9 protein-coding genes and 1 pseudogene are annotated in these 11,337 nt (G+C 69.7%); 7 read left to right on the top strand and 3 right to left on the bottom strand.

The window, feature by feature from the left end; translation table 11 throughout:
- Nucleotides 1–87 precede the first annotated feature (87 nt).
- Both FREUN1FDRAFT_RS13090 and FREUN1FDRAFT_RS13085 read left to right on the top strand, forming a co-directional pair.
- On the top strand, nucleotides 88–1,785 hold the full coding sequence (locus FREUN1FDRAFT_RS13090) for an FAD-binding dehydrogenase (RefSeq protein WP_006540531.1): 1,698 nt from the start codon (nucleotides 88–90) through the stop codon (nucleotides 1,783–1,785).
- A gap of 191 nt (nucleotides 1,786–1,976) precedes the next feature.
- The gene (locus FREUN1FDRAFT_RS13085) at nucleotides 1,977–3,137 is read left to right on the top strand and encodes an epoxide hydrolase family protein (protein ID WP_006540530.1); all 1,161 of its coding nucleotides are present in this window, start codon (nucleotides 1,977–1,979) and stop codon (nucleotides 3,135–3,137) included.
- Between the two features lie 47 nt (nucleotides 3,138–3,184).
- Here FREUN1FDRAFT_RS13085 and FREUN1FDRAFT_RS13080 read toward each other — a convergent pair whose 3' ends face one another.
- A complete protein-coding gene (locus FREUN1FDRAFT_RS13080) occupies nucleotides 3,185–4,531 on the bottom strand; it encodes a GDSL-type esterase/lipase family protein (RefSeq protein ID WP_006540529.1) in 1,347 nt (448 codons plus the stop codon).
- Nucleotides 4,532–4,695: 164 nt separating this feature from the next.
- Between FREUN1FDRAFT_RS13080 and FREUN1FDRAFT_RS39755 the strand changes: the two genes are divergently transcribed.
- The 3 genes from FREUN1FDRAFT_RS39755 (at nucleotide 4,696) to FREUN1FDRAFT_RS13065 (ending at nucleotide 7,735) form a co-directional block, all read left to right on the top strand.
- Nucleotides 4,696–5,415, top strand: a complete 720-nt coding sequence (locus FREUN1FDRAFT_RS39755; protein WP_006540528.1) for a TetR/AcrR family transcriptional regulator — start codon at nucleotides 4,696–4,698, stop codon at nucleotides 5,413–5,415.
- Entirely contained in the window at nucleotides 5,408–6,250 is an 843-nt protein-coding gene (locus FREUN1FDRAFT_RS13070) for a bifunctional 2-polyprenyl-6-hydroxyphenol methylase/3-demethylubiquinol 3-O-methyltransferase UbiG (protein ID WP_006540527.1), read from the top strand. The genes FREUN1FDRAFT_RS39755 and FREUN1FDRAFT_RS13070 overlap by 8 nt, the downstream gene beginning before the upstream one ends.
- 111 nt (nucleotides 6,251–6,361) lie before the next feature.
- Complete coding sequence (locus FREUN1FDRAFT_RS13065) at nucleotides 6,362–7,735, top strand: hypothetical protein (protein ID WP_006540526.1); 1,374 nt, start codon at nucleotides 6,362–6,364, stop codon at nucleotides 7,733–7,735.
- A 126-nt stretch (nucleotides 7,736–7,861) separates the two neighbouring features.
- On the opposite strand, the gene FREUN1FDRAFT_RS13060 is transcribed toward FREUN1FDRAFT_RS13065, so the two are convergent.
- Both FREUN1FDRAFT_RS13060 and FREUN1FDRAFT_RS13055 read right to left on the bottom strand, forming a co-directional pair.
- Nucleotides 7,862–9,544: a cation acetate symporter gene (locus FREUN1FDRAFT_RS13060; protein WP_006540525.1), complete on the bottom strand. Its 1,683-nt coding sequence runs from the start codon at nucleotides 9,542–9,544 to the stop codon at nucleotides 7,862–7,864.
- Complete coding sequence (locus FREUN1FDRAFT_RS13055; RefSeq protein ID WP_006540524.1) at nucleotides 9,541–9,969, bottom strand: DUF485 domain-containing protein; 429 nt, start codon at nucleotides 9,967–9,969, stop codon at nucleotides 9,541–9,543. The genes FREUN1FDRAFT_RS13060 and FREUN1FDRAFT_RS13055 overlap by 4 nt, the downstream gene beginning before the upstream one ends.
- Nucleotides 9,970–10,492: 523 nt before the next feature.
- On the opposite strand from FREUN1FDRAFT_RS13055, the gene FREUN1FDRAFT_RS13050 reads away from it, so the two are divergent.
- Both FREUN1FDRAFT_RS13050 and FREUN1FDRAFT_RS41420 read left to right on the top strand, forming a co-directional pair.
- Nucleotides 10,493–10,711, top strand: a complete 219-nt coding sequence (locus FREUN1FDRAFT_RS13050) for a VOC family protein (RefSeq protein ID WP_006540523.1) — start codon at nucleotides 10,493–10,495, stop codon at nucleotides 10,709–10,711.
- Between the two features lie 123 nt (nucleotides 10,712–10,834).
- A pseudogene (locus FREUN1FDRAFT_RS41420) lies at nucleotides 10,835–11,337 on the top strand (IS5 family transposase); the annotation flags it as partial.

The following is an 11,337-nucleotide window of genomic DNA, read 5'->3' as shown; positions in this document are numbered from 1 at the left end:
GCCGCGGCTCGGCGCCGGCAGCGGCGACCGGCCAGAATGACTGTTCACGTGTGATCCGTGTCCGTGGCCGTGCCGCAGGAGGCGCCCGTGAGCTTCGAGCCTGACGTCATCGTGGTCGGCGCCGGCCTGGCGGGCCTGGTCGCCACCTACGAGCTGACGAGCGCCGGCAGACGGGTGCTGGTGGTCGAGCAGGAGAACCGTAACAATCTCGGCGGGCAGGCGTTCTGGTCTCTCGGTGGGCTCTTCTTCGTGAACAGCCCCGAGCAGCGGCGCATCGGCATCCGCGACAGCCGCGAGCTCGCCTGGCAGGACTGGCTCGGTTCCGCCGCCTTCGACCGCCTCGCCGACGAGGACGCGTGGGGCCGGCGCTGGGCGCAGGCGTACGTCGACTGGGCGGCCGGCCCGAAGCGGCAGTACCTGCATGACCTGGGCCTGCGCACGCTGCCGATGGTCGGCTGGGCCGAGCGCGGCGACGGCTCGGCGACCGGGCACGGCAACTCCGTCCCGCGTTTTCACATCACCTGGGGAACCGGGCCGGGGGTCGTGGAGGTCTTCGCCAACCCGGTTCTTACGGCGGAGAAGAAGGGGCTGGTCCGGTTCGCCTTCCGCCACCAGGTCAACGGCCTGCTCCTCGACGGCCCCGCGGTGGTCGGGGTCCGCGGCAGCGTGCTGGAGCCCGACGACGCCGCCCGTGGGGTCGCGTCGTCCCGGGCCGAGGTCGGGGAGTTCGAGCACCGGGCGTCGGCGGTGGTGGTGACCTCCGGCGGCATCGGGCACAACCACGAGCTCATGCGCCGCTACTGGCCGACCGAGCGGGTCGGCGCGGCTCCCGCGCACATGATCGCCGGCGTTCCCGCCCACGTCGACGGCCGCATGCTCGCCATCGCCGAGAGCGCCGGCGGGCGGGTCGTCAACCGGGACCGGATGTGGGCCTACACCGAGGGCATCCACAACTGGGATCCCATCTGGGCGGATCACGCCATCCGCATCCTGCCCGGGCCCTCGTCGATGTGGTTCGACGCGGCCGGCCGGCGGCTGACCGGGATGTCCGGCGTGCCGGGCGCGGACTCGATCGGGGCGATGAGGCAGATCCTCGCCACCGGTCACGACTACTCCTGGTTCGTCCTGACCCAGTCCATCATCGAGAAGGAGTTCGCCCTCTCCGGCTCCGAGCAGAACCCCGACATCACCGGCCGCGACATCGGGTTCCTGCTCCGCTCCCGCCTCGCGAAGGGCGCGCCCGGGCCGGTCGAGGCGTTCAAACGACACGGGGAGGACTTCGTCGTCGCCGACAGCCTGCCGGAGCTCGTCGCCGCCATGAACGATCTCGCCCGCGGGCCGCGGCTGGACCCGGCCGAGATCGAGCGGCAGATCGTCGCCCGCGACCGGGAGGTCGACAACCCGTTCAGCAAGGACGTCCAGATCATGGCGATCCACAACGGGCGGCGCCCCCGCCTCGACCGGTTCCTCCGCGTCGCGAAACCCCACCGGATCCTCGACCCCGCGCACGGCCCGCTGATCGGCGTCCGGCTGAACATCCTGTCCCGCAAGACGCTCGGCGGCCTCCAGACCAACCTGGACTCCCAGGTCCTCGCCGCCGACGGCACCCCCGTGCCCGGCCTGTACGCCGCCGGTGAGGTCGCCGGCTTCGGCGGCGGGGGCGTGCACGGCTACAACGCCCTGGAAGGCACGTTTCTCGGTGGCTGCATCTTCTCCGGACGCGCCGCCGGCCGAGCCCTCGGCCGCGGCGAAGTCGGCCGGTCCCACCGAGATCGAAACGGATAGTTCGCGAGGTCGGGCCCGGCGGGCGTGGAGGTCGGACCTTCCGCGCCGGCTTCGCGTACGCCTCCTACCGACTCGTCGAGCTGCCGGCCGGCCGCCGCCGCCCCTCCTGGGCCACGGCCGGCTCCGAGATGCCGCTCCGATGGCCCCGGTACGGCTCGCCGCCGACCCGTCACACCTGATATGGATATTTGATGCGAAACGTCGCTGTCGAGCCGTTCACGATCGAGGTGCCACAGCACGAGCTGGACGAGCTGCGGCGGCGCATCCTCGCGACCCGCTGGCCGGACGAGATTCCCGGTGCCGGCTCGACGTACGGCGCGGATCTCGGTGCGGTACGGGAGCTCGCCCACTACTGGGCGACCGAGTACGACTGGCGCCGCCACGAGCGGGAGCTCAACCGCTTCCCCCAGTTCACCACAGTGATCGACGGCCAGAAGCTGCACTTCCTGCACATTCGGTCACCGCACGCCGAGGCCCTGCCGCTGGTGCTCACGCACGGCTGGCCCGGTTCCGTGAGCGAGTTCGGAAAGGTCATCGAGCCGCTGGTGGACCCGACGGGCACAGGGTCCGCCGGCGATGCGGCCGACGCGTTCCACGTGGTGGTTCCGTCCCTGCCCGGCTACGGCTTCTCCGGACCGACGCGGGAGGCCGGCTGGGACGTCCGGCGGACGGCGGCGGCCTTCGACGAGCTCATGGTCGGCCTCGGCTACGACCGTTACGGTGCCCAGGGCGGGGACTGGGGATCCATGGTGACGCGGCATCTCGGTGCCCTCGCCCCGAAGCGCGTCGTCGGCATGCACGTCAACATGCTGCCGGCGTTCCCGCCCGGCGGGCCCGACGACCTGGCCGATCTGACCCCCAACGAGACCCGCCAGCGGGCCCGCAGCGAGGACTATCTCGCTGCGGGCCAGGGCTATCTCGCCATCCAGTCGAGCCGCCCGCAGACCCTGGCCTACGCCCTGCTGGACTCGCCCGTCGGGCTGCTGGCCTGGATCGCAGAGAAGTTCTGGGCCTGGAGCGACCACGACGGTCGGTGGCAGGACGCGATCACCCCGGACGAGCTGCTCACCGATGTCAGCATCTACTGGTTCACCGGCACCGCCGGCAGCGCCGCCCGGATGTACTACGAGTCGATGTCGTCGCTGGCCGTACTTCCCCCTGCGACCCGGGAGGTGCCGCTGGGTGTAGCCAGTTTCCCGGCCGAGATCCTGCTGGGCCGGCGTCGGTGGGTCGAGGCGGACCACGACCTCCGGCAGTGGAGCGAGTTCGACCGTGGCGGGCATTTCGCCGCGTTGGAACAGCCCGATCTGCTGGTCTCCGACCTTCGGAAGTTCTTCCGGCCACTCAGATAGGTACGGCGCGGCGGAACACGCCGAGAATGCCGCAGGCGCTGCGGGCGCTATTGCCGGCAGCCGCCGGTGGTGGTGGTGTCGAGCAGGGCGAGGTCCACGGCGTTCGCCATGGCCCGGTAACCCGCGGGGCTGGGGTGGAGGTTGTCGACCGAGGCGTATTCCGCCCGCAGGACCGTGGGATTCGCGGGGTCACGTAGTGCCGCGTCGAAGTCGACCACACCGTCGGCCCGGGTCTGGCCACGGATCCAGGAGTTGACCCGCTGGCGGTAGTCCTCGCTGTTCGGCGCGAGGGCGGTGCCGTCGACGAGCGCGTCGGACGCCGGTAGAAGCGTGCCGAGCCAGATTTTCGCGCCGGCCGCGTGGGTCCGCTCGATCAGCTGGAGGAAGCCGGCGATGATCTGCTCGGGGGTAGAGCTGGACATTCCCAGATCATTGGTGCCTTCCAACAACAGGACGCCGTCGACGCCGGCCTGCGCCAGGGCGTCGATGCCGAAACGGGCCAGACCGCTGGGCCCGGCGTGGAACGGCCGCCCGTCGGTGAGCAGCTGGTTCCCGCTGATGCCGGCGTTGACGACGGAGAGCCCGAGCCCGGCGTCGTTCAGGCGGCGCTGGAGCACGTCCGGGTAGCGGCCGTTCGTGTCGGCCACGGACGCATCCGCGGGAACAGTGAGGGCGGCCGCGCCGACAAAACCATCGGTGATCGAGTCGCCGAACGCGACGACGGAACGGACGTCCGCGGGTGCCATGACGTCCACCCCGTTGACGAACAGCCAGGCACCCGTCGTCGCGGTGAAACCGGCGCCGCCGGACTGTGCGCTGAGGTCACCGCTGCGCGCCGCCGAATAGTAGGACGTCGCGTTGGCGTTCCAGTGCTTCGTGGGACCGTTCACCACACCAGGGACATAGCTGCTCACCGCGATCGGCGTGAACGCGGAGAAGGTGAGCGCGACCGGGTCGCTTGTCACATCCTGGCCGGCGGGAACCGTAACGGACGGCGCGGTCCCGAACGTCACCGGCACGATGCCCGCCGCCGCCGCGCCGCTGGTCTGCACCCCGACCGTGACCCGCCCGAACGTCACGGGTGACGAGCTGAAACGGTTCGACAGATGGATCCGAAGACTGGACCCGCCCAGGTGGGGAGTCACCACCATGCGTGCTGTCTGATCCGTCAGCGCCGAGGGGGAACGCGCCCCGGTGGCGTCGACCGGCACGAGCGAGTCGGTGGGGCTGCCGGCCCAGCTGGCCACCCAGTGGGTTCCCGGGCAGTCCGTACCCACCGCGGCGACCGCGGCCATCTCGGGACCGGTGAGAACGGTGGCCGCGAGCGCGGCGAGCCCGGCGAGCGCCGCGGCGACCGCGCCGCGCGCCGCGGCGGTCGGCCGGCGTTCCCTCATGAACCGCACATCCTCCATATCCTCCGCGCGAGGATTTCGCGCCGGCCACACTTTTTCTGACGGAAAACTCCGGCAGCCCTGGATGGTGCGTGGCATTCGGATCGTAGGGTGCTCGGTCGAGAACAGAAAGAGACCTTGGGTCTCACCGCGAGTACCATGCCGTCATGTCGCAGCGAGGCCACCGCCCCTTATCCGCGCCGCGGCGCACGGATGCCCGGCGGAACCGAACGGCCATACTTCAGGCGGCGGACGAGGCATTCACCGACAACTCGCCGCGGCTGGTGCCACTCCAGGAGATCGCGCAGCGGGCGGGCCTCGGCCGGGCGACTGTCTACCGCTACTTCCCGGACCGGTGGGCGATGGCGGTGGCGGTGGCGGAGGAGTACTTCGAGGCATTGCGCCATGCCGTCGACGAGGCGGCGGAGGAAGGCCGTTCCTTCCGGGACCTGCTGCACTGGGCGGCGACCACGATGACATCCATGCGCCCGCTGGTCGCGCTCATGCGTGAGCTCCCGGAACCCGACCAGCGACGCTACTTCGACCGGTGGATCGGTATCCTCACCCCGGCCCTGCACCGGGCACAGCATGACGGAGAGGTCCGTCCGGACGTCACCGTAGCCGACCTCGCGCTCATTCTCATCTCGCTCGACCTCGCGGCCACCGCCAGTGCTCAGGCCCCCCACATCGCTGCCATCACCGGCGGAGCAGCCGACACGACCAGCGCGTCCCGTGACGACGGGCAGCGTGACGACGGGCAGCGTGACGACGGGCAGCGTGACGACGAGCAGCGCGACGATGAGCTGCATGCCGCCGCCATGCGGAAGCTGGTCACGGTCATGCTTGACGGATTGTTCACGCAGGGGAACACAGAACCGAATGGATAGTCAGCGGATTCTCCGTTACGCCGATGACGTGCTCGGCGGCCCGGACGAGGCCGAACGCAGCCGGCTCGCGGCCATGGCGGACGTCTGTGACCCGACGACGACGCGCGTTCTCGACGAGCTCCGCGTCGCCGCCGGCTGGCGATGCCTGGAGGTGGGTGCCGGCGGCGGATCGATCGCCGCGTGGCTCGCCGACCGCGTCGCAGGCCTGTCCGCCGCGGGCGAGGTCGTCGGAGATGGGACCGTCGAGGGCGAGGTCGTCGCGACCGACATCGATACCAGGCATCTGGCGGAGCTGGCCGCACCGCAGCTCACCGTCCTTCGGCACGACATCACCCGGGATCCGTTGCCGGGCGGCCGGCCGTTCGATCTCGTCCACGCCAGGTTCGTGCTGGAGCATCTCCGCGAGCGGGAGGCGGTTCTCGACCGTCTTCGCACCTGGCTGAAGCCCGGCGGAGTCCTCGTACTGGAGTCGCTCGCCGGGTTTCCCGTCGAGTCGTCACCGAACCCGGCGTTCCGCGAGGCCATGCTCGGAATCGAGCAGGTGCTCGCGAAAACCATCGGCACCGATTCCACCTGGGCGCGTGGATTCCCGGAGCCGCTGCGCAGCCGGGGCCTCGTCGACGTCGGAATGAGCGTCCATCTGCCGACGACCGGTGGTGGCAACGCCTCGGCGCGCTGCTGGACCCTCACACTGAACCGGCTGCGTCCCCGCATCCGTGACCTTCGGCTCGCCTCCGACGCGGCGCTGGACGAGGCGCTCGACCGGCTCGCCGACCCGTCCTTCTTCGACGTCGGCTTCGCCACGGCCATCGCCTGGGGCTGGGCACCCGGGTAACCACGCCGACTGAGAAGCCCAGGTCCCGCAATGTCATGAATCCTGGCTGCCTGCACATCTATGGTGTGACCTCGGGGACGGGCCGAAGGCCCGAGGTCGAGGGGGCCATTCTTGTTTGGATTCGAGTTTCAGACGTCGAACGCGTTCGAGGCGATTCCCAAAGGGCTGCCGATTGCCGAGGCGCCCGGTATAAGGGAGCGGGAGACGGCCTGGCAGCACACGACCACCGGGACCACGCTGGAAGGTGACGAGTCCCGTCGCCCGGGGGCCAGCGCCGACCTGGAGTTCGTCACGCCGGCGCGGGCCACCCTCAAGGAGGCGGTCACGGCGACACAGGCCGCCGTTGATCTCGCCCGGGCACTGCAGGAGGAATCCCGGCGCGGGACAGGCGCAGTGATCTTCAGGCAGGGCCGTGAAACAGCGGGCGGTGTGTGGCTGAAGGACTGCGCGATCAGATTTTACGACGACAGCTTCCACGCACAGGCGCAGGGGACGGCGGGTGTGCCACTCGCCGGATTCGAGGCCCTGCTGTCCACGGTCTGGGCGCGGAGTAGGCGGAAGGACCAGGTGAAGCGGGAAGCCGACAGGATGAAACCCTTCGGTGAGCTGCCCGGCTACCAGGCCGCGAAGGCCTTCCCGAGTCTGCGCGGCTTTCTGACCGCCTGCCATCTCTTCCTGCTCCGGGCGACCACGGAGGAGGCGGGCTTCTTCGTCGATCCGCATGGGGGGAGAGCGGACCCCACCGAGAGCATGGCGTATTTCGACTTCAGTGACAACGAGTCAGTCCGGGCCGTCAACCAGCGAGTCGGTAAGTTGCCGGACAGGCCGCTGACGTCCCGGGTCATGGTCAACTCGGACTCACCGAAGAGCATGTTCGGGGTCCTGCATCGCACCGACTTCCACTCGATGTACCTGTCCCTGTCGGAGCCCGAGCGCGTGATTCTGGCCCGGCCCGCGACCGAGGTGATCTGGCCCGCGGACAAGGGCGACATCAACCAGGTACGCCTGTTCCCGTTGCCCTACCGCACCGATCCCGCCGCCACCGACGTGCGGGCCCGGCTGGACCTCGACGCGGTCGAGCGCCCCGAATGGGAGCCGGCGGCGAAGCTTGTTCGCCGCCCGGTTACCTGGACGCTGTTGGAGCACGGGCCGACGATCGCGCAGTGGTGGGACTCGGTACGGTTCGGTGACGCCCGACGCGACGGGCTTCCGAAGGACGTCGCCTCCCCGCCGCCCGGTTTCCGTGGCCGGGAACGCCAGTATCTCGATCGGTTCCCGCAGCCGCAGGAGGACAAGACGGCCTACTACGGCATGGGCGCGTTCCCGATGGATCGCGACGAGGCGACGGGTGCGGGACTCGCGGTCTTCGAGTACCGGGACCTCATGGCCGACATCGAGGTCCCGGTGTGGGACGACCTGAGCTTCGACAGGTGGGTCGGCGTCGTCGAGGTGTTCGCGAAGCACTACCTGCCGAAGCTGGGCTGAGTCCGGCAGGGCCCCAGCCCGGGCGACCCGGGCACCCGGGACCGCTGGTGGTCTGGTCACCACCGTGGAGCACCAGAGGCCCCAGGGCCACCGGTCGGGCCGGCCAGCCCGACCGGTTCGACCGGATCAGTGGGCCGCGGCCGTCGCCTTCTCCGCGCCGGCGCCGGTCAGCGACCGGACCTCCATCTCGGCGAACTTCTCCGCGTTGAGTGGTTCGCGGGAGGTCACCGAGCCGAGCCAGCCGAGCAGGAACGCCAGCGGGATCGACACCAGGCCGGGGTTCTCCAGCGGGAACCAGGAGAAGTCGACCGACGTGTCCTTGATCATGGATGCGCTGGCACCGGTCGCGTCCACCTTGCCGGAGACGACCGGGGAGAACGCGATCAGCACGATCGCCGAGGTCAGGCCGCCGTAAATGCTCCACAGTGCCCCGCGGGTGGTGAAGCCCTTCCAGAACAGCGAGTAGAGGATCGTCGGCAGGTTCGCCGACGCCGCGACCGCGAATGCCAGCGCCACCAGGAAGGCGATGTTCTGGTCCTTGGCGAAGATGCCACCGACGATCGCGACGACGCCGATGACGACGGCGGTGATCCGGGCGACCTTCACCTCCGACTCCGGGTTGGCGGCACCCTTCTTGATGACGTTGTTGTAGACGTCGTGCGCGAACGACGCGCTCGCGGTTATCGTCAGACCGGCGACGACCGCGAGGATCGTCGCGAACGCGACCGCCGCGATGATGCCGAGCAGGAACGTCCCGCCCAGCTCGAAGGCGAGCAGCGGCGCCGCCGAGTTCGCCTTGCCCGGGGCGGCGTTGATTTTGTCCGCCCCGACCAGGTACATCGCGCCGTAGCCGAGGACCAGGGTGAACAGGTAGAAGCAGCCGATGATCCAGATCGCCCAGACGACGCTGCGCCGGGCCTCCAGGGACGATGGCACGGTGTAGAAGCGCATCAGCACGTGCGGCAGGCCCGCGGTGCCGAGCACCAGCGCCAGCGAGAGCGACACAAAGTCGATCTTGGTGAGGTTCGAGATGCCGTACTTGACACCCGGGTCGAGCACCGCGTCGCCCTTGGGGCTCGCCGCCACCGCGTCGCCGAGCAGCGACGACAGGTCGAACCCGGCCTTGCCGAGCACCCAGAAGGTCATCACCGCGGCGCCGACGACCAGCAGCACCGCCTTGATGATCTGGACGTAGGTCGTCCCCTTCATCCCGCCGACGAGCACGTACACGATCATCAGGACGCCGACGACGGCGATCGTCACGTTCTGGCCGGTCTCACCCGAGACGCCCAGCAGCAGGTTGACCAGGCCGCCGGCACCGGCCATCTGCGCGAGCAGGTAGAAGAAGCTCACCGCCAGGGTGGAGGCCGCCGCCGCCGTCCGGATCGGTCCCTGCCGCAGCCGGAAGCTCAGGACGTCCGCCATCGTGTAGCGGCCGGTGTTGCGAAGCAGCTCCGCGACCAGCAGCAGTGCCACCAGCCAGGCGACGAGGAAGCCGATCGAGTAGAGGAAGCCGTCGTAGCCCTGCAGCGCGATGGCCCCGGCGATACCGAGGAACGACGCCGCCGAAAGATAGTCACCGGAGATGGCGATGCCGTTCTGCCGCCCGGAGAAGGCCCGGCCGCCGGCGTAGAAGTCGGCGGCGGTCCGGTTGCCGCGCGACACCCTGATGACGATCACCAGGGTGATCACGACGAACAGGGCGAAGATCGTGATGTTGACGGCCGGCTTGCCGACGGTGTCGGCGGCGAGCAGCGCCGACCCCGGCGAGACGCCGGTGCCGGCCGTGGCCGCACTGAGCGCGCTCATGCCAGCTGCCCCGTCTCCGCCAGCTGCCCCGTCGCCGTCGGCTGCCCGGCCTCGAACCGGGCGCGCAGCGCCTCGGCGGCGGGGTCGAACGTCCGCCCCGCCCAGCGGGCGTAGATCATCGTGATCGCGAACGTCGAGACGAACTGGCCGAGCCCGAACAGCAGCCCGATGTTGATGTTCCCGAACAGCTCGTGACCCATGAACCCGGGCGCGAACGCGGCGAGCAGAACGTAAAGGAAGTACCACACCAGGAAGAGCGCGGTCAGCGGGAAGACGAACCGGCGGAACCGGCGCCGAAGGTCGGCGAACTCGGCGCTGCGCTGGATCTCCGCGTAGGTGGGCGCGGATACCGGCCCGGTCCCAGCTCCTAACGCCCCACTGGTCGTCGCGCCGTCATCGCCCGGCGCGAGCTGCGTCGTACTCACGGTCTCTCCTCTCGGTGCGGTCCGTCCCCCGGTTGACGACGGGTGATCTACCCGTCGCCTCCGGACGACTGTCACGGCCGCGCACCTGCCCGTGAAGGCACCACGCCGGGCGCTGCGACAGGCGGCGCCCGTGAGGCGTTCGACGGTCGGCACACCGTCGACGAACGGTCGCTTTCCGACGACGAACGGCGCAGAGGATGCCTCTACGTGGCGTCCTCGGGCGCGGGCCCGGTGTGCCCTCCAGCCCCACAGGACGACGATCGCGCGTTCTTCCGGCGAGTCCGCTGTGGTGAAGAGCTGGGGGTAGGTCTCGATACTCGCCCGCAGCACCTCAAGCTTCGAGAGCCCGTCGATGCGCTGGTGCGTCCGGCGGACCGCCTCCTCCGAGGCCGCGAGCGTTCCGCCTGGGTTCGCCTCGCCCCGCTGGCCTCCACCGTGATCCGTGCAGTTACGAGCTTGTCAGCCGCCTGTCAAAGATTGACTTGTCTGTCGTCTGACAGATAACAAGAATGTCTGCCTCGTCGTGAGAACGGTCACCGAGCCGCCCGCCCTCTTCATTGGCGCGACCGGTATCCAGTACCTCACCCTGCACGTCGACGACCTCGGAAAAATCACGGAACGTGTGCTGGCTGGTGGCGGGCGCCTCCTGCACGGCCCTGTCGAGGTCGGGCCCGGCATACGCCTCGCGGTCTTCCGTGACCCGGACGGCAACGCCCTCGAAGTCGTCGAGAGCGCTTCCTGAACCGGGCCTTCACGGCTTCTCCGCTACAAAAGCGCTTCTATCGCAGAAGGAGAAGAGAAACCGATGCAAAGCTTAGAGCGTGTCTCACGTGGGTGTAGTGGATCTTCTTGCATGATCTGAGGCGTGAGCGACCGCCTTGCCCTGCGGCTGGTACCGGACGAGCTCTGGGAGCTCGTGGAACCTCTGTTGCCCTCCTTCACCCCGCGTCCGCAGGGTGGGGGGACGGCTCCGGTGGACGAGCGGGCGGTGTTCACGGCGGTGGTGTACGTGCTGACGTCGGGCTGTGCGTGGCGGCATCTCCCGCCGTCGTTCGGGGTGTCCGCGCCTACGGCGCACCGCCGGTTCCAGGTCTGGACCCGGGCGGGGTTATGGCCCCGGATACATCGGGCGGTGCTCGACCGGCACGGCGGCGCCGGAAGCGTGGACTGGACCTCGGCGATCGTGGACTCCGCGAGCGTGCGAGCAAAAAGTGGGGCACGCTGACGGGTCCGAGCCCGGTCGACCGCGGCAAAGCCGGCTCGAAACTGCACGTCCTCACCGACGCGGCGGGTCTTCCGTTGGTCGTCGGCGTCTCCGGTGCCAACCTTCACGACGGCCACGCCCTGATCCCGCTGGTCACGGGGATC

This window comes from Parafrankia sp. EUN1f (assembly GCF_000177675.1).
Classification (GTDB): domain Bacteria; phylum Actinomycetota; class Actinomycetes; order Frankiales; family Frankiaceae; genus Parafrankia.
This window is presented reverse-complemented; position numbering and strand designations above follow the sequence as displayed.